General features: G+C 70.1%; 14 protein-coding genes. 10 read left to right on the forward strand and 4 right to left on the reverse strand.

Features of this window, described 5'->3' with window-relative positions; all coding sequences use genetic code 11:
• Positions 1-76 precede the first annotated feature (76 nt).
• On the reverse strand, positions 77-4042 hold the full coding sequence (gene eccCa / locus IG99_RS30475) for a type VII secretion protein EccCa (protein WP_078947994.1): 3966 nt from the start codon (positions 4040-4042) through the stop codon (positions 77-79).
• Between the two features lie 294 nt (positions 4043-4336).
• Here eccCa and eccD point away from each other — a divergent pair, with 294 nt between their 5' ends.
• Both eccD and IG99_RS30485 read left to right on the forward strand, forming a co-directional pair.
• Positions 4337-5848 (forward strand): type VII secretion integral membrane protein EccD, encoded by a 1512-nt coding sequence (gene eccD, locus IG99_RS30480; RefSeq protein WP_199815638.1) that lies wholly within the window; start codon positions 4337-4339, stop codon positions 5846-5848.
• A 319-nt stretch (positions 5849-6167) separates the two neighbouring features.
• The gene (locus tag IG99_RS30485; RefSeq protein ID WP_234312022.1) at positions 6168-7718 is read left to right on the forward strand and encodes an outer membrane protein assembly factor BamB family protein; all 1551 of its coding nucleotides are present in this window, start codon (positions 6168-6170) and stop codon (positions 7716-7718) included.
• A 33-nt stretch (positions 7719-7751) separates the two neighbouring features.
• Here IG99_RS30485 and IG99_RS30490 read toward each other — a convergent pair whose 3' ends face one another.
• Positions 7752-8045 carry a DUF397 domain-containing protein gene (locus IG99_RS30490; protein WP_037679535.1) on the reverse strand — a complete coding sequence of 98 codons (294 nt, stop codon included), beginning with the start codon at positions 8043-8045 and terminating at the stop codon, positions 7752-7754.
• A gap of 273 nt (positions 8046-8318) precedes the next feature.
• On the opposite strand from IG99_RS30490, the gene rpsO reads away from it, so the two are divergent.
• The 5 genes from rpsO (at position 8319) to IG99_RS30515 (ending at position 13812) form a co-directional block, all read left to right on the forward strand.
• Complete coding sequence (rpsO, locus tag IG99_RS30495) at positions 8319-8606, forward strand: 30S ribosomal protein S15 (protein WP_005479656.1); 288 nt, start codon at positions 8319-8321, stop codon at positions 8604-8606.
• A gap of 374 nt (positions 8607-8980) precedes the next feature.
• A complete protein-coding gene (locus tag IG99_RS30500) occupies positions 8981-11203 on the forward strand; it encodes a polyribonucleotide nucleotidyltransferase (protein WP_037679539.1) in 2223 nt (740 codons plus the stop codon).
• Entirely contained in the window at positions 11200-12579 is a 1380-nt protein-coding gene (locus IG99_RS30505; RefSeq protein WP_037679541.1) for a M16 family metallopeptidase, read from the forward strand. The genes IG99_RS30500 and IG99_RS30505 overlap by 4 nt, the downstream gene beginning before the upstream one ends.
• 26 nt (positions 12580-12605) lie before the next feature.
• A complete protein-coding gene (dapB, locus tag IG99_RS30510; protein ID WP_037679543.1) occupies positions 12606-13358 on the forward strand; it encodes a 4-hydroxy-tetrahydrodipicolinate reductase in 753 nt (250 codons plus the stop codon).
• A gap of 10 nt (positions 13359-13368) precedes the next feature.
• Positions 13369-13812: a tetratricopeptide repeat protein gene (locus tag IG99_RS30515; RefSeq protein ID WP_037679545.1), complete on the forward strand. Its 444-nt coding sequence runs from the start codon at positions 13369-13371 to the stop codon at positions 13810-13812.
• Positions 13813-13897: 85 nt separating this feature from the next.
• Here IG99_RS30515 and IG99_RS30520 read toward each other — a convergent pair whose 3' ends face one another.
• The gene (locus IG99_RS30520; RefSeq protein WP_037679547.1) at positions 13898-14452 is read right to left on the reverse strand and encodes a YdbT family protein; all 555 of its coding nucleotides are present in this window, start codon (positions 14450-14452) and stop codon (positions 13898-13900) included.
• 112 nt (positions 14453-14564) lie between these two features.
• Entirely contained in the window at positions 14565-14804 is a 240-nt protein-coding gene (locus IG99_RS30525) for a hypothetical protein (protein WP_037679548.1), read from the reverse strand.
• A gap of 213 nt (positions 14805-15017) precedes the next feature.
• Here IG99_RS30525 and thyX point away from each other — a divergent pair, with 213 nt between their 5' ends.
• The 3 genes from thyX (at position 15018) to IG99_RS30540 (ending at position 18683) form a co-directional block, all read left to right on the forward strand.
• Positions 15018-15758, forward strand: a complete 741-nt coding sequence (gene thyX / locus IG99_RS30530) for an FAD-dependent thymidylate synthase (RefSeq protein WP_037679550.1) — start codon at positions 15018-15020, stop codon at positions 15756-15758.
• Between the two features lie 210 nt (positions 15759-15968).
• Positions 15969-16868: a 4-hydroxy-tetrahydrodipicolinate synthase gene (gene dapA, locus IG99_RS30535; protein ID WP_037679552.1), complete on the forward strand. Its 900-nt coding sequence runs from the start codon at positions 15969-15971 to the stop codon at positions 16866-16868.
• A gap of 129 nt (positions 16869-16997) precedes the next feature.
• Positions 16998-18683 (forward strand): ribonuclease J, encoded by a 1686-nt coding sequence (locus tag IG99_RS30540; protein ID WP_037679554.1) that lies wholly within the window; start codon positions 16998-17000, stop codon positions 18681-18683.
• Positions 18684-18997: the final 314 nt, after the last annotated feature.

The following is an 18997-nucleotide window of genomic DNA, read 5'->3' on the forward strand; positions in this document are numbered from 1 at the left end:
TTCCACAAGTCACAGCCATACCACTGGACAGAGTGGAGCGTAGCCCTCCGGGGATCGGGGCGCGGGGACCCGCGTCTCAGTAGGCCTCCTCCACCAACCCCACCTGCACCAACGGCTTCCCCCGCCGCCGAGACACGAAGACCCCCCGCCCCGCGGGCATCGGCCGCGGCCGCACCCCGCCGAGGAGATCGCCCTCACCCGGGTCACCCGCGAGGACGACGCCCTGGGCGCCGAGTTCCTTCATGCGCTGCATGAACGGCTCGTAGGAAGCTCGCCCCGCGCCCGCCGTGGACCGGGCGATGACGAAGCGGACGCCGACGTCGCGGGCGAAGGGGAGGAGCTCGGTGAGTGATGACAGCGGGTTGCCGCTGGACGTGGAGACAAGGTCGTAGTCGTCGATGACGACGTACACATTCGGGCCGCGCCACCAACTGCGGTCCCGCAGCTGCTGCGCCGTGACGTCCGCCGTCGGCGTGCGGCGCTGCATCAGATTGGCGAGAGCCGACATGTGGTGGTCCATGGAATTGGACATCGGGATGTACTCGGCCAGGTGCGTGGACGGCGTCACGTCCAGCAGCGAGCGCCGGTTGTCGACCACGAACAGCTTGCACTCGTCGCCCGAGTAGCGCTGCGTGATCTGCTTGACCAGCAGTCGCAGCAGGTTCGACTTGCCCGACTCGCTCTCGCCGAAGACGAGGAAGAACGGGTCCTGCTCGAAGTCGACGAAGACCGGCTCCAGGTTGTCCTCGTCGAGCGCGAAGGCGACCCCACGGCGCGGGAAGCGGTCGCCGGGCGGCAGGTGGTCGGCCGGGAACTCGCGGGGCAGCAGCCGGACCTCGGGGGCCGGCGGCGCCTGCCAGTGGCGGGAGACCTCCGTGGCCAGCGCCTGCGTCGCGTCCGCCAGGTCCGTGTCGGACGTCAGGCCGTCGATCCTCGGCACCGCCGCCATGAAGTGCTGCTTCTGTGGGGACTGGCCCCGGCCCGGCACACTCGTGGGGACGTTCGCGGCGACCTTGCGGTCCATCTCCGAGTCCATCGGGTCGCCGAGCCGCAGTTCCAGGCGGTTCATCAGGTGGTCCTTGAGGTTGGCGCGGACCTCCATCGACCGCGAGGCCGTCAGGACGACGTGGATGCCGTAGCCCAGGCCGCGCGCCGCCATGTCGACGACGATCGGGTCCAGCGTCTCGTAGTCCGTACGGAAGTTGCCCCAGCCGTCGATCACGAGGAAGACGTCGCCCCACGGCTGGTCCGTGACCGAGATGTCGCCGCGCGCCCGGCGGGCCCGGAACTCGGCGATCGACGGGATGCCGGCCGAGCGGAAGTACTCCTCGCGGCGGGTCAGTACGCCGTACACCTCGGCCACCGTGCGCCGCACCCGCTCCGGGTCCAGACGCGAGGCCACCCCGCCCACGTGGGGGAGTCCCGCCAGCGACGCCATACCGCCGCCACCGAAGTCGAGGCCGTAGAACTGGACTTCCTGCGGTGTGTGGGTGAGGGCGAAGGAGCAGATCAGCGAGCGCAGCAGGGTCGACTTGCCGGACTGCGGGCCGCCGATGATCTGCATGTGGCCCGCGGCGCCGGAGAAGTCGACCCAGAGCGGGTCGCGGCGCTGCTCGTACGGCTTGTCCACCAGGCCGACCGGGACGACCAGGCGGCCCGCGCCCTCGTAGCCGGGCTGGGTGAGCCCGCGGCCCTCCACCGCCGTCAGGCCGGGCAGGAGGCCGTCGAGCGACGGCGGGCTGTCCAGCGGCGGCAGCCACACCTGGTGCGCGGCCGGGCCTTGCGCCTCCAGCCGGCGCACGATCACGTCCAGCACGGTGTCCGCCAACGCCTCGTCGACGTCCGTACCGCCCGCGGGTCGCTGCTGCGGCACGTGCACGTACTGCACCGGCACCTCGGCCGCCGTGAACAGCACCGGCCGCCGGTCCACGGGCAGCGGACCGCCGGCCAGCGCGGTGCGCTGCGTGCCCGAGCGGTACACGCCGGAGACGTACGCGGCCTTGAACCGCACCATCTCGTCCGTGCCGAACTTCAGGAACCCTGAGCCGGGCACGTTCGGCAGCTCGTAGGCGTCGGGCACGCCGAGCGCGGCCCGGGACTCGGCGGCCGAGAAGGTGCGCAGACCGATGCGGTACGACAGATACGTCTCCAGGCCGCGCAGCCGGCCCTCCTCCAGGCGCTGCGACGCCAGCAGCAGGTGCACGCCGAGCGAGCGGCCGATGCGGCCGATCTGGACGAACATCTCGATGAAGTCCGGCTTGGCGGTGAGCAGTTCGCTGAACTCGTCGATCACCAGCACGAGGGACGGGATCGGCTGCAGGGGAGCGCCGGCCGCGCGGGCCTTCTCGTAGTCGTGGATGTTGGCGTAGTTGCCCGCGTCGCGCAGCATCTCCTGGCGGCGGTTGAGCTCACCGCGGATGGAGTCACCCATGCGGTCGACCAGGGTGAGGTCGTCGGCGAGGTTGGTGATGACGGCCGCCACGTGCGGCATCTGCGCCATGCCCGCGAACGTCGCGCCGCCCTTGAAGTCGGCGAGGACGAAGTTCAGCGTCTCGGAGGAGTGCGTGACGGCGAGTCCCAGCACCAGGGTGCGCAGGAGTTCGGACTTGCCGGAACCCGTCGCACCTACGCACAGGCCGTGCGGACCCATGCCCTCCTGCGCGGCCTCCTTGAGGTCGAGCATCACGGGCCGGCCGTCCTCACCCACACCGATCGGCACCCGCAGCCGCTCCGCGAGCGAACGCTGCCGCCAGGTGCGCTTGGTGTCGACGGACGCCGCGTCCCCGAGGTTGAGCAGGTCGGTGAACTCCAGGTTCGCCAGCAGCGGTTCGTCGTCGTCCCCGCCCGAGGCCACCCGCAGCGGCGCCAGTTGCCGGGCGAGGGCCTCGGCGGACTCTTGGGAGAGGGCGTCGGGCGTCCCCTCGTAGACGACGCCGTGCCCCGACTCCAGGTGCAGCGCGTCGGGCTGTACGACGATGGAGAGCTCGCCGCCCGCCCCGGTGAGCTCGCCCGGGACGACCTCCAGGACCGTCACGCCCTGGAGCCCCTCGGGGTTGGCCAGGACCGAGTCCGGCGGCAGGGAGAGGCCGTCGAGGACGACGACGATGTGCGGTTCCTCCGGCAGCGGTGTCGCGTTGGGGTGGAAGCGGGGGCGGCCGGTCAGCCGGGTGGAGAGCAGGTTCTCCAGCTCTCGGGTGTCGCTGTCGATCAGCCGGCGGCTGCCCGCGCCGTCCACGGCACCCGACGACTGCGTGTGCGGCAGCCACTTGGCCCACTCCCAGTGGGGCAGCTCCTCGCGGCCCGCGGCGACCACCAGGACCAGATCCTCGGGGGAGTGCAGCGCGGCCAGCGAACCGGCCATGGCCCGCGCGGAGGAGCGCACGGAGTGCGGGTCACCGCTGATCGTGACGTAGTAGAAGGCGCGCAGGGAGACCGCCATCGGCAGGTCCTCCAGGGTGCTGTGCACCGCGAGGAAACGCTGCATCGCGCCCGCCGTCAGCGGCTCAAGCTGTTCGACAGGGCCGTGCTCCGGGGCGATCAGGGGAGTGGCGAGCGCCTGGGCGCCGAGGCCGATGCGGACCTGGGCGAAGTCCTCGTCGCCGGCCCGCCGTTCCCACACCCGGCTGCCCTCGGCGACCAGGGCCCACAGTTGTTCGGGGGAGGGGTGGAGGTAGTACTGCGCGTCCCGTTGGGCCTTCGCCGTGTCGAGGGCGTTGTGCCGGGTCTGCGTCAGGTAGCTGAGGTAGTCACGGCGCATGTCCGCCAACTGCCCCTGTGAGCCGCGCCGGAAGCGGACCACCATCGCGATGGACATGGCCACCGTCGAGGCGATCATGACCATGCCCATGATCCTCATGAACGGCTGACCGCTCGTGAAGAAGAAGACCACCGAGCCACCCATGCCGAGCGTGGGCAGCAGTTGCATCAGCACGCTCTCCTGATGCCCGCGCGGCAGCTCGGGCGGAGGCTGCAGGACGATCTCGTCGGTGGACACGTCGGGCGGCAGCACCCGAGGCGGGCGCTTCACGACGATGTGGCTCACTGGTCACTCATTCCGTTGCCGGGCCCCCGGAGTTCGTCCGCCACCCCGTGTCTGGCGGACGCAGGCCGCCGCGCGATCCTACTGACTACAGATGTGGCCAGGGGGCGGTAGGGTGCCGGAAGTTCGCGTGAGCACAGGGGAATCGGGCCCGGCGGATCGGGGCATAACGGTCGATCCGCAGGGGCGTGCGACCCCCGCGACGGCTACCCACGCGCCCCGCCCGCACCCGGCGGGAAGAGTGGCGCAGGACCTTCACACCGCAGACGCACAATCATCACTGAGGGGGAGCAGCAGGTGAGCATGACGGCCTCCGCGGCAGCCACCGGGGGAGGCCCCGGTTCCGGAACGCCTTCCGGGGCGGGCACGGGGCTCGGCTTCTGCCGGGTCACGATCGTCGCACCCGACAGCCGCATCGACGTGGCACTGCCCGACGACATCCCGGTCGCCGACATCTACCCGGAGATCCTCCGGCTCTCCCGGCAGAGCCCGGCCGAGGGCGCCCCCGTCGGCTACCACCTCGTACGCCGGGACGGCACCGTCCTCGACAGCTCCCGCTCGTTCGCCGCCCAGCGCATCCTCGACGGCGAGTTGCTCACCCTGCGTCCCTTCTCCGAGTCGCTGCCCCCGGCGGTCTTCGACGACATGTCGGACGCGGTCGCCTCCGCCGTGACCCGCGAGCACACCCAGTGGAGCGGTGACCTCACCCGTGCCGCCGGCCTCGTCGGCGGAGGCGTCCTGCCGGCCCTCCTCGCCTTCGTGGCGTGGACCGGCGACCCCCGCCACGACATGAACAGCCTGCCCGGCGTCCTCGCCGCCGTCACCGGCGTCCTCCTCGTCGTCCTCGCCTGCGTCCGCGCCCGGATCTACGACGACCGGGCCTCGGCCGTCGCCCTCGGGCTCGGCGCGCTGCCCAACGTGGCGGTGGCCGGCTCCGGACTGCTCCCGCTCGCCGACGGACAGGGCATCGGCAAACTGCAGTTCCTGCTCGCCTGCGCGGCCGTGCTGCTCGCCTCGGTGCTGCTCACGCTGTGCTCCCCGAGCGGGGACGGCCCGTTCGTCGCCTTCGTCTTCGCCTCCGCCGTCGGACTGCTCGCCGTCTTCGCGGCGACGCTGGCGCACTGGACGCCCTCCGAGGTCGGTGCGCTCTGCGCACCGGTCGCGGTGGGCGCCCTGGCCTTCCTGCCGGGCCTGTCCATGCGCTTCGCCCGCCTCCCGATCGGCTTCGACGCCCCGAACACCGCTCCGCGCAGCGCTTACGGCGCCGAACCGGCCCCCCAGGAACCGGTCGACGCCGAACGCGTCGGCGCCCAGGCCCGCCGCGGTCACGAACTCCTGGTCGGCCTGGTCGGCGGCTGCGCGGTCGTCGCGGTCGGCGCCTCGGCCGTCCTCGGCTTCTCCGACGACGTCTGGGCCCAGCTGCTCGCCCTCGCCACCGGGGCCGCGCTGCTGATGCGCGCCGGCCTCTTCCGCTACACGGCCCAGGTCGCCCCCGTCCTGGGCGCCGGACTGGCCTCCCTGGTGCTGCTCGGCCTCGGCCTGGCGCTCAACCCGCCGCACTCGCTGATCCGCGAGGCCCTCACGGGTGACCGCACCGACCTCGACATCCGTACGATCTGGCTGGCCGCAGCCATCGCCGCCGCGGCCGCGATCGTCACCGCGGTCGGCCTGATCGTCTCGCGGGGCGGCCTCACACCGTTCTGGGGACGGTTCCTGGAGATCGCCGAGGGCTTCGTCCTGCTGACCCTCGTCCCGCTGGCCCTGGCCGTGTTCGACGTGTACGCGACGGCCCGGTCGATGACGAGCTGACGGACCGGTCGCTCCCCGCCGCCGACGGCACGCGGGGGCCGGCCCTCCCGCGCCGCTCACGCACTGGCTCCGGCCTCCGCCCCGACGACGCGCTGCGGGCTCCGGCCCTCCCGCGCCGCTCACGGACTGCGGGCTCCGGCCCCCCGCCCCGACGACGCGCTGCGGGCTCCGGCCTTTCGCCCGCACAGCCAACGGCCCGCCGGCTCCGGCCTTGCCCGCGCCCCGACGGCCCACCGGCCAGGCCCGGCCCCACTACCGTCGCCGGCGGCCGGCGGGCCCCTCCGTCCCCCTCGACAACTGAACGAAAGGGAGCCCGAGTGTGAGCTTCGGCCCGCCGCCTTCCATGTACACCCAGTCCACCGTCTCGGCGGACCAGCAGCGCAGACGGAAGAGGCGCAGGACACTGCTCGGCGCGGTGGCCGCCGTCGCGACGGCCGCGCTGGGCGCCGGTGCTCTGCTGGTCTCCGGTGTCCTGGACCAGGACCCGAAGAAGCCGGCCGAGCCGCTGGCCGGCGCCCACCAGGGCCGCCTCGACGTCCGCGAGACGGTCGAGAAGCGGCCCGCGAGCACCACCGGCACCATGGGCTTCCGCTTCTCCACCGACGACATGAGCGCGGGCGAGCAGTACGAGCTGCCCGGCATGTGGGCCACGGACAGGATCCTCGCCAAGGGCATCAACCGCACCGTCGTCGGCCTCCCCGTCGGCACCGACGCCTCAGTCGGCGACGAGAAGTGGAAGCTCCGGCTGTCCGGCCCGATCTGCGGCTACACCAACCACGTCACCGGCGAGAACCGCACCGCGGTGCTGTTCAAGGGGAAACCGGACGAGCACGCGCTCTGCGACCACGTGGCCTTCTTCGACCTCGACGACGGCCGGAAGATCTGGCAGCACGAGATACCCGTCTCCGGCGTCGGCGACAGCGAGGAGGTCCCGGAGAACGACGCCCTCCAGGACGATCCGAGCGTGACCCTGACCCGCGGCACCGTCGCCGTGACCTGGGGCGGCGGTTCGGACGCGTACGACATGGACCACGGCCGCAGGCTGTGGCGCACCAAGGCCACCGGCAACTGCGGTGACGACGGCGCCGCCGGCGGAGGTGCCCTGTTCATCCGGGTCTCGTGCTGGCACGACGGCAAGCCCACCGACTCCTGGGAGTCCCTCACCTACAAGGTGCGCGCGGTCGACCCGAGGACCGGCCGGACCAAGTGGACGTACTCCGCCGCGACCGGCGTGCGCGACGTCAAGGTGCCGTCCACCGACCCGGCTGTCCTCGCCGTCGCGGCCGGTGACACCGGCTACACCGAACTGCTCTCGCTGGACGGCAAGGGCAAGAACCGCGCCACCATCCGGCTCCAGAACGGGCAGTACGTCGGCGAGTGCACCGACGAAACCGACTACCTCCTCATCGACGACTGCCCGACGATGCCGGTCGGCGGCGGCCAGGTCTTCCTCCGGAGCAAGGACTCCGACGACGCCCTGCACCCCTCCAACTGGATCGTCGGCTTCGACCTGGCCACCGGCAACACCACGAAGAAGTTCGAGTCGGGCCCCAACGAGACGCTCCGCCCGATCCGCACCAGCGGCGGAAAGCTCCTCGCCCTGCGCCAGAGCAGCGACCGCATCGCGCCCATGGGACTGGTCAGCCTCGACCCCGGGACGGGCGAGGAAACGCCGTACTTCTACTTCGGGCTGCCGCTGGAGGCCGAGAACTTCACGATCATCGACTCGAACGACGTCCTCGTACAGAACGGCAGGCTCTACTTCGGCGCCCGGCGGGTCAGCGGTCCGGCCAAGCAGGGCCAGAAGGAGTGGACCCAGATGGTCCTGGGCATCGAGAGCGCGGCGCGCAAGGGCGGCCCGGCGCAGTGAGCGCGGGGGCCGGCATACACCGGCCCCCTCTTGTCACTCCGTCGTGAGCCCGCCGTCGTGCGGTGCCGGTTCCAAGTCGAACTCCCCGTCCCGAGCCCCCAGCACGAACGCCCGCCACTCCGCCTCCGTGTACCGCAGCACGGTGCCCGGGTCGAGCGACGACCGCATGGCCACCGCGCCGTCGGGAAGATAGGCGATCTCGACCCGCTCCTCGTGCTCCTCCGTGCCCGGCGCGCACAGCCACTCGACGCCGGAGATGTCGAGCGCGTACAGCTCGTCCCGCTCCCGCTCCTTGCGCGCCTTGGTCTCCGCTTCCGTCTCCGCCATGCCCCAGCGACCCCTTCCCGACGTCAGAACGATCCGAGCGCTCACCCTAGTGGCCTCCCGCGTGCCCGCCGGGGGCTTCGCAGACCGGGGCGAAGGTGCCCACCAGGGCCTGGTACCCTGAGTGACGGCCGTTCGTGTACGCACCCCCGGAGCCCTTCGAGGACCGCTCTGGAGGCCGCGCCCAGCGGATCCCCGCCTCCCGAGTAACGGAAGTTCCCCCGAGACAAAGACCGGGGGCACTCGGTGGCCATTCAAAGACTACGAGGAGTACGCGTGTCGCTCGACGCCGCTACGAAGAAGCAGATCATCACCGAGTTCGGTACCAAGGAGGGCGACACCGGCTCCCCCGAGGTCCAGGTCGCGATGCTCTCGCGCCGTATCTCGGACCTGACCGAGCACCTCAAGACCCACAAGCACGACCACCACTCCCGTCGTGGTCTGCTGATCCTGGTCGGTCAGCGCCGCCGCCTGCTGCAGTACCTCGCCAAGAAGGACATCCAGCGCTTCCGTGCGCTGGTCGACCGCCTCGGCATCCGCCGTGGTGCCGCGGGCGCCAAGTAAGACGCAGTGAAGGGAGCGGTTCCCGAAAGATCGGGGGCCGCTCCCTTTGCCGTGCGTGGTGATGGCGCACGGGGGGAAACGTGCGGAGTGTCACCCACGCTTTGTAGTGTGGTAGCACAACGCAATACGCACGACACAGATCACGTACCACTGATCACGTACCACGCATCACGTACGACAGATCATGTACGACAGTGAACGAGGAGAAGCGCGCCTAGCCGCCGCCGGTCCTCGGTAGTGGCCCCCGGGCGTTCGAGCCCCGGGTGCTTCGATCGAAGACCGGCCCGCACTGCACGGAGCGCTTCTCCGCCACCGTCCCCCTGCCACACGGGCAGCGCGGGACAAAAGACGACAAAGTAATGGAGAAAACGCTAGTGGAGAACGAGACCCACTACGCCGAGGCCGTCATCGACAACGGCGTCTTCGGTACCCGCACCATCCGCTTCGAGACGGGCCGCCTGGCCAAGCAGGCCGCCGGCTCCGCCGTGGCGTACCTGGACGACGACACCATGGTGCTGTCGGCCACCACCGCCTCCAAGAACCCCAAGGACCAGCTCGACTTCTTCCCGCTGACGGTGGACGTCGAGGAGCGGATGTACGCCGCCGGCAAGATCCCCGGCAGCTTCTTCCGCCGTGAGGGCCGCCCCTCCGAGGACGCCATCCTCACCTGCCGCCTCATCGACCGCCCGCTGCGCCCGTCCTTCAAGAAGGGCCTGCGCAACGAGATCCAGGTCGTCGCCACGATCATGGCGCTCAACCCCGACCACCTGTACGACGTCGTCGCGATCAACGCCGCGTCCGCGTCCACGCAGCTGGCCGGCCTGCCCTTCTCCGGCCCGATCGGCGGCGTCCGCGTCGCGCTGATCAACGGCCAGTGGGTGGCCTTCCCGACGCACTCCGAGCTCGAGGACGCCGTCTTCGACATGGTCGTCGCGGGCCGCGCCCTGGAGGACGGCGACGTCGCGATCATGATGGTCGAGGCCGAGGCCACCGAGAAGACCATCCAGCTGGTCAAGGGCGGCGCCGAGGCGCCGACCGAGGAGGTCGTCGCCGCCGGTCTGGAAGCCGCGAAGCCCTTCATCAAGGTGCTCTGCAAGGCCCAGGCCGACCTCGCCGCGAAGGCCGCCAAGCCGACCGGCGAGTTCCCGATCTTCCTCGACTACCAGGACGACGTCCTGGAGGCGCTGTCCGCCGCCGTCCGCCCCGAGCTCGCGCAGGCGCTGACCATCGCGGGCAAGCAGGAGCGCGAGTCCGAGCTGGACCGCGTCAAGGCGCTCGCCGCCGAGAAGCTCCTGCCGGAGTTCGAGGGCCGCGAGAAGGAGATCTCCGCCGCGTACCGCTCGCTGACCAAGCAGCTGGTCCGCGAGCGCGTGATCAAGGAGAAGAAGCGCATCGACGGCCGTGGCGTCACGGACATCCGTACGCTCGCCGCCGAGGTCGAGGCCATCCCGCGGGTGCACGGTTCCGCGGTGTTCGAGCGTGGCGAGACCCAGATCCTGGGCGTCACCACCCTCAACATGCTCCGCATGGAGCAGCAGCTGGACACCCTCTCCCCGGTGACCCGCAAGCGCTACATGCACAACTACAACTTCCCGCCGTACTCGACCGGCGAGACCGGCCGCGTCGGCTCCCCGAAGCGCCGCGAGATCGGCCACGGCGCCCTCGCCGAGCGCGCCCTGGTGCCGGTCCTGCCGACGCGCGAGGAGTTCCCCTACGCGATCCGCCAGGTCTCCGAGGCGCTGAGCTCCAACGGCTCGACGTCCATGGGCTCGGTCTGCGCCTCCACCATGTCGCTGCTGAACGCCGGTGTGCCGCTGAAGGCCCCGGTCGCCGGTATCGCCATGGGTCTGATCTCCCAGGAGATCGACGGCGAGACGCACTACGTCACCCTCACCGACATCCTCGGTGCGGAGGACGCCTTCGGCGACATGGACTTCAAGGTCGCCGGCACCAAGGAGTTCGTGACCGCCCTCCAGCTCGACACCAAGCTGGACGGCATCCCGGCCTCCGTCCTGGCCGCCGCCCTCAAGCAGGCCCGTGACGCCCGCCTCCACATCCTCGACGTGATGATGGAAGCGATCGACACGCCGGACGAGATGTCCCCCAACGCCCCGCGGATCATCACCGTGAAGATCCCGGTCGACAAGATCGGTGAGGTCATCGGCCCCAAGGGCAAGATGATCAACCAGATCCAGGAGGACACCGGCGCCGAGATCACGATCGAGGACGACGGCACCATCTACATCGGTGCCCAGGTCGGCTCGCAGGCCGAGGCCGCCCGCGCCACGATCAACGGCATCGCCAACCCGACCATGCCGGAGGTCGGCGAGCGCTACCTGGGTACGGTCGTCAAGACCACCACCTTCGGCGCGTTCGTGTCGCTGCTCCCCGGCAAGGACGGTCTGCTGCACATCTCGCAGATCCGCAAGCTGGCCGGCGGCAAGCGCGTGGAGAACGTCGAGGACGTGGTCGGCGTGGGCTCCAAGGTCCAGGTCGAGATCGCCGAGATCGACTCCCGCGGCAAGCTCTCCCTGATCCCCGTGATCGAGGGCGAGGAAGGCTCCGACGACGCGAAGAAGGACGACGGCGACAAGTGACGTCCCGTAGCTCCAAGGCGACGGCCCGCACCTCCTCCGAGGCGCGGGCCGTCGCCCGTACCCAAACACTGATCAAGGGCGAGAACGGCACCGGTACGGTCCGCAAGACCACCCTCCCCGGCGGCCTGCGCATCGTCACCGAAACCGTCCCGTCGGTCCGCTCCGCGACCTTCGGCATCTGGGCGCACGTCGGCTCCCGCGACGAGACCCCGGCCCTGAACGGCGCCACGCACTACCTCGAGCACCTGCTCTTCAAGGGCACCTCGCGGCGCAGCGCCCTGGACATCTCCTCCGCCATCGACGCGGTCGGCGGCGAGATGAACGCGTTCACGGCGAAGGAGTACACGTGCTACTACGCGCGCGTGCTCGACACCGACCTGCCGCTCGCCATAGACGTCGTCTGCGACATGCTCACGGGCTCTTTGATCCGCGAAGAGGACGTCAACGTGGAGCGCGGCGCGATCCTCGAAGAGATCGCCATGACCGAGGACGACCCGGGCGACTGCGTGCACGACCTGTTCGCGCAGACCATGTTCGGCGACAACCCCCTCGGCCGCCCCGTCCTCGGCACGGTCGACACGGTCAACGCCCTCAACGCCGACCGCATCCGCCGCTTCTACAAGAAGCACTACGACCCGACCCACCTGGTCGTCGCGGCCGCCGGCAACGTCGACCACGCCAAGGTCGTACGACAGGTCCGCGCGGCCTTCGAGAAGGCGGGCGCCCTCACCGACCTCGTCGCCACCCCCATCGCCCCGCGCGAGGGCAGGCGCGCCCTGCGCACCGCGGGCCGCGTCGACCTGATCGGCCGCAAGACCGAGCAGGCGCACGTCGTCCTCGGCATGCCCGGCCTGTCCCGCACCGACGACCGCCGCTGGGCCCTCGGCGTCCTCAACACCGCCCTGGGCGGCGGCATGTCGTCGCGGCTGTTCCAGGAGGTCCGCGAGAAGCGCGGCCTGGCCTACAGCGTGTACTCGTACACCTCGGGCTTCGCCGACTGCGGCCTGTTCGGCGTGTACGCGGGCTGCCGGCCCTCGCAGGTGCACGACGTGCTGAAGATCTGCCGCGACGAACTCGACCACGTCGCCGAACACGGCCTCTCCGACGACGAGATCGGCCGCGCCATCGGCCAGCTCCAGGGCTCCACGGTCCTCGGCCTCGAGGACACGGGTGCGCTCATGAACCGCATCGGCAAGAGTGAGCTGTGCTGGGGCGAGCAGATGTCCGTCGACGACATGCTGGCCCGGATCAGCGCGGTGACCCCGGACGAGGTCCGCTCGGTGGCCCGCGCCATCCTGGGACAGCGCCCCTCGCTGTCGGTCATCGGCCCGCTCAAGGACAAGCAGGCCTCCCGGCTGCACGACGCGGTCGCCTAACTCACTCCCGTAAGGAAGCACAACAGATGAGCAAGCTGCGTGTGGCGGTCCTCGGCGCCAAGGGCCGGATCGGGGCCGAGGCGGTACGGGCGGTCGAGGCCGCCGAGGACATGGAGCTGGTGGCCGCCCTGGGCCGCGGCGACAAGCTGGAGACGCTGGCCGAGACCGGCGCCCAGGTCGCCGTCGAACTGACCACACCCGCCTCGGTCATGGAGAACCTCGAGTTCTGCGTACGGCACGGCATCCACGCCGTCGTCGGCACGACCGGCTGGACGGACGAGCGCCTCGCGCAGCTGAAGGGCTGGCTGGCCGAGTCCCCGGAGACAGGCGTGCTCATCGCCCCGAACTTCTCCATCGGGGCCGTCCTGACCATGAAGTTCGCGCAGATCGCCGCGCCCTACTTCGAGTCCGTCGAGGTCGTCGAACTGCACCACCCCAACAAGGTGGACGCCCCCTCCGGCACCGCCACACGCACCGCCCAGCTCATCGCCGAAGCCCGCCGCGCGGCCGGCTCCGCCCCGGCGCCGGACGCCACCGCCACGGGCCTGGAAGGTGCCCGCGGCGCGAACGTCGACGGCGTCCCGGTGCACGCCGTCCGGCTGCGCGGTCTGCTGGCGCACCAGGAGGTCCTGCTGGGCGGCGAGGGCGAGACCCTGACCGTCCGCCACGACTCCCTGCACCACAGCAGCTTCATGCCGGGCATCCTGCTGGGCGCCCGCCGCGTCGTGACCACCCCGGGCCTGACCTTCGGCCTCGAACACTTCCTCGACCTGAGCTGAGCCGGACACCATGCGCGCGAAGCTCTCCTACGGCCTCACGGCCGCCGTCCTGGTCTTCTACTTCGTCCTGGTCGGCAGCCGCGGCGTCATGCTCATCCAGTCCGGCACGCTTCTGACCGTCACCTTCGGCGTGGCGGTGCTGATCCTGCCGGTCATCGGCGTCTGGTTCCTGTGGAAGAACACCCAGTTCGTCCGCAGGGCCAACGCCCTCGCCGCCGAACTCGACGCCGAGGGCGGTCTGCCCGTCGACGAGCTGAAGCGCACCGCCGGCGGCCGTGTCGACCGCGACTCGGCCGACGAGGTCTTCGCCCGGCGCAAGGCCGAGACCGAGGCCGCCCCCGACGACTGGCGCACCTGGTTCCGCCTCGCCGTCGCCTACCACGACGCCCGCGACACCCCGCGCGCCCGCAAGGCGATGCAACGGGCGATCACCCTGCACCAGACCTCGCACTGACCTGGTAGGAGCGTCCGGTCGCACAATTGCCCGGGGCCCGGTCCGCACACGCGGACCGGGCCCCGGCACATCTGCCACCTCGCGATCAACCCTGTCGGTACTCGTCGGCCCAGGCCTCCAGCGAGTCCGCCGCCCGGTCGAACGCCGAAGGCCGCGCCAGGAAGTCCGCGCCGTGCGTGGTCAGCAACGGCAGCACGTCCTGAGCGGAGCCCTCCCTGCGGACGAGCGTCAGCGCCTGCCCCTGAACCGTGCGCGGCAGACCGAGCCAGCGCACCGGCTGCTGCACGGTGCGCACGGCCGCGACCCGGTTCCAGGGCACCGTCCGCGTGACGAAGAAGCCCACCTGGCGCAGTCCGCGCGCGCTGACCCACACGCCCATGCGCAGCAGCCGCAGGGAGGCGGCGATGACCACCAGCGCGACACCGAACACCACACCGCCCTCGGCCGACGTGCCGGTCAGCGCGATGATGACGGCGGCGAACAGCACGTACGACGCGAGCAGGAGCCACAGCGCCGCCACGCCCACGCGCCACGGGCCGGGCCGGTAGGGGCGTCGCCAGCGGTCGTGGTCTTCGAAGGGCAACGCGACGTCGTCCGCTGCTTCGAATGCGCGGTCGGCCGTCAGGAAGGGCAGGGGCACGGCTGGTCCTCACTCAATCCATGCATGGGCTGTGCCCGGTGAGGTTATCCGCCTGTGTCCCCGCTCACCACTTCCGGGGGTCCGTCCGAGTCAGTGGAGGACCCGTGGCGGTTCAGTGTCGCTGGGACGCCTGTGACTGCTGCGTCTGCGAGGTGGAGTGGTCGATCGACAGCGACGGCATCCCGACCACCAGGGATCCCACCAGCGCGGCGACGATCGTGAGTCCCAGCAGCCAACGACCGGCTATCTGACTCATCGACGCCCGCTCGGGCGGTGGGGGAGTGACATTGCTGCGGAACCTGTCGGCCTCGGCGACAAAGGCAAACGGAACGGGTTCGCGCCGACGGTACATCGGGGTCCTGCTCCTCTCTGGACTTGTGTGGCGGGACTCGAACGAGTCCCTCTCACCAACACAGACGAGCGAGTGCCCCAAACGGTGCCCGCTTGCCCCGAATTCACAGAAGTTCACCAAAGATGTCGGGGCCCGGCACCGAACGCCCCGATGTCAGTGCCGGGCCGTAGAGTGGGCGCGCCCCACAGAAGCGATGGAAGGACCCCGCGAGCCGTGACCGACACACCCGCCGACGACCCGAAGCCCAGCTTCCGCAGTGACGTCTCCGTCGAGCTGGTCAAGCACAGCGCGGCCGACTCCGACGTGCTGTGGGCCGCCCGCGTCTCGACCGCCGGCGAGCAGTCCCTGGACGAGCTGAAGAAGGACCCGGAGCGCTCCAAGGGCCTGATCAACTACCTGATGCGGGACCGGCACGGCAGCCCCTTCGAGCACAACTCGATGACCTTCTTCATCAGCGCCCCGATCTTCGTGTTCCGCGAGTTCATGCGCCACCGCGTGGGCTGGTCCTACAACGAGGAGAGCGGCCGCTACCGCGAGCTCCAGCCGGTCTTCTACGTCCCCGACGAGTCCCGCAAGCTCGTCCAGGAGGGCCGTCCCGGCAAGTACGTCTTCGTGGAGGGCACCCAGGCCCAGCAGGAGCTGGTCGGCCGGGTCATGGAGGACTCCTACCGCCAGGCCTACGAGTCCTACCAGGAGATGCTTGCCGCGGGCGTCGCCCGCGAGGTCGCCCGCGCGGTCCTGCCGGTCGGACTGTTCTCCTCGATGTACGCCACCTGCAACGCCCGCTCCCTCATGCACTTCCTCGGCCTGCGCACCCAGCACGAGCTCGCGAAGGTCCCCTCCTTCCCGCAGCGGGAGATCGAGATGGTCGGCGAGAAGATGGAGGCCGAGTGGGCCCGGCTCATGCCGCTCACCTACGCCGCGTTCAATGCCAACGGTCGGGTCGCGCCGTAGCGCAGATCGTTCCCCGCCCGGTACTGATGTACGGATCAGCCGCTTGAAGTGTCCGTATTGCGGCATTTAGAGAAGTTCATCTAGCCTGATCGAACGGACCCGGCACTGCTTGAACCCCCGAGCAGGCAGTGCCGGGCTCCATCTTTGTCCTGACTTTTCACACCCCCCCACGGGCAGACCCCGCGTTGCGCAACGAGTAGCGTGTAACCCATGGCTCCGACCTCCACTCCGCAGACCCCCTTCGGGCGGGTCCTCACCGCCATGGTCACGCCCTTCACGGCGGACGGCGCACTCGACCTCGACGGCGCTCAGCGGCTCGCCACCCACCTGGTGGACGCAGGCAACGACGGCCTGATCATCAACGGCACCACCGGTGAGTCCCCCACCACCAGCAACGCGGAGAAATCGGACCTCGTACGAGCCGTCCTGGAGGCAGTCGGAGACCGCGCCCACGTCGTGGCCGGTGTCGGCACCAACGACACCCACCACAGCATCGAGCTGGCGCGCGCGGCGGAGACGGTGGGCGCACACGGCCTCCTGGTCGTCACGCCGTACTACAACAAGCCCCCGCAGGAGGGCCTGTACCGGCACTTCAAGACCATCGCCGACGCCGCCGAGCTGCCGGTCATGCTCTACGACATCCCCGGTCGCAGCGGCGTCCCGATCAACACCGAGACGCTCGTCCGCCTCGCCGAGCACCCACGCATCGTCGCCAACAAGGACGCCAAGGGCGACCTCGGCCGCGCCAGCTGGGCCATCGCCCGGTCCGGCCTCGCCTGGTACTCCGGCGACGACATGCTGAACCTGCCGCTGCTCTCCGTGGGCGCCGTCGGCTTCGTCTCGGTCGTCGGCCACGTCGTCACTCCGGATCTGCGCGCCCTCGTCGACGCGTTCGTCTCCGGCGACGTCCAGAAGGCCACCGAGATCCACCAGAAGCTGCTCCCCGTCTACACCGGCATGTTCCGCACCCAGGGCGTCATGACGACGAAGGCCGCGCTCGCCCTCCAGGGCCTGCCCGCCGGCCCGCTGCGCGCCCCGATGGTGGAACTCACGCCCGAGGAGACCGAGCAGCTCAAGATCGATCTTGCCGCCGGCGGGGTACAGCTCTGACATCGGACTTCACAACTGAATACGCGGGCCACCGGTGCCCGCACACCACAACGACAACTGCTTCTGCACGAACGTCATGCGCGCCACGTGCCCGACCGGTACGTGGCGCGCATGGTTGAGGAGAGTCTTTTGAGTCATCCGCATCCTGAACTCGGCCCGCCCCCGCCGCTCCCCGAAGGGGGGCTGAGGGTCACCCCCCTCGGCGGCCTGGGTGAGATCGGCCGGAACATGACGGTCTTCGAGTACGGCGGCCGTCTGCTGATCGTCGACTGCGGGGTGCTCTTCCCTGAGGAGGAGCAACCCGGAATCGACCTGATCCTGCCGGACTTCTCGTCCGTCAGGGACCGCCTCGACGACATCGAGGGCATCGTTCTCACGCACGGGCACGAGGACCACATCGGTGGCGTCCCGTTCCTGCTGCGGGAGAAGCCGGACATCCCGCTGATCGGCTCCAAGCTGACCCTCGCCCTCATCGAGGCGAAGCTCCAGGAGCACCGCATCCGTCCCTACACCCTCGAGGTCGCCGAGGGAGGCCGCGAGCGCATCGGCCCCTTCGACTGCGAGTTCGTCGCGGTCAACCACTCGATCCCCGACGCCCTCGCGGTGGCCATCCGCACGCCGGCCGGCATGGCCGTCCACACCGGCGACTTCAAGATGGACCAGCTCCCGCTGGACAGCCGCCTCACCGACCTCCACGCCTTCGCCCGGCTGAGCGAGGAGGGCATCGACCTTCTCCTCTCCGACTCGACGAATGCCGAGGTCCCGGGGTTCGTTCCGCCGGAGCGGGACATTTCCAACGTCCTGCGCCAGGTCTTCGGCGGCGCCCGTAAGCGGATCATCGTGGCCAGCTTCGCCAGCCACGTCCACCGCATCCAGCAGATCCTGGACGCGGCACACGAGTACGGCCGCCGGGTCGCCTTCGTCGGCCGCTCGATGGTCCGCAACATGGGCATCGCACGCGACCTCGGCTACCTCAAGGTCCCGCCGGGCCTCGTCGTGGACGTCAAGACGCTCGACGACCTGCCGGACCACGAGATCGTCCTGGTCTGCACGGGATCCCAGGGCGAGCCGATGGCCGCGCTGTCCCGCATGGCCAACCGGGACCACCAGATCCGCATCGTCGACGGCGACACGGTGATCCTCGCGTCGTCGCTCATCCCCGGCAACGAGAACGCGGTCTACCGCGTGATCAACGGCCTGACCCGCTGGGGCGCCGACGTCGTCCACAAGGGCAACGCCAAGGTGCACGTCTCCGGCCACGCGTCGGCGGGCGAGCTTCTGTACTTCTACAACATCTGCCGCCCGAAGAACCTGATGCCGGTACACGGCGAATGGCGTCACCTGAGGGCCAACGCGGAACTCGGCGCGCTCACGGGCGTCCCGCACGACCGCATCGTCATCGCCGAGGACGGCGTCGTCGTCGACCTCGTCGAGGGCAAGGCCAAGATCTCCGGCAAGGTCCAGGCGGGCTACGTCTACGTCGACGGCCTCTCGGTGGGCGACGTGGGCGAGCCGGCCCTCAAGGACCGGAAGATCCTCGGCGACGAGGGCATCATCTCTGTCTTCGTGGTCATCGACTCGTCGACTGGCAAGATCACGGGCGGCCCGCATGTCCAGGCCCGTGGCTCCGGAATCGAGGACTCCGCCTTCGCCGCCGTGCTCCCGAAGATCACGGAGGTGCTGGAGCGCTCCGCCCAGGACGGCGTGGTCGAGCCCCACCAGCTGCAGCAACTCGTGCGGCGAACGCTGGGCAAGTGGGTCTCCGACACGTACCGACGTCGGCCGATGATCCTGCCGGTCGTCGTGGAGGTCTGACGGCCGCGGACGCGTGAACTGGGAGCGGGGCGCCTCGATTTGCATCGAGGCGCCCCGCTCCAGTACGTTTACGGCTCCGCCCGATCGGGAACCCGGCCTCTTCAGCGCCGGAACCAGTCTCCCGAAGGGGGCGGAAAATCCGACTCAGAACTTCTGATAAAGTCGGAACCGCCGGAAAGGGAAACGCGAGAGCGGGAACCTGGAAAGCACCGAGTAAATCGGATCGAGAAAAGATCTGATAGAGTCGGAAACGCAAGACCGAAGGGAAGCGCCCGGAGGAAAGCCCGAGAGGGTGAGTACAAAGGAAGCGTCCG

It is taken from the genome of Streptomyces griseus subsp. griseus (genome assembly GCF_000720255.1).
Taxonomy (GTDB): Bacteria; Actinomycetota; Actinomycetes; order Streptomycetales; family Streptomycetaceae; genus Streptomyces; species Streptomyces griseus_I.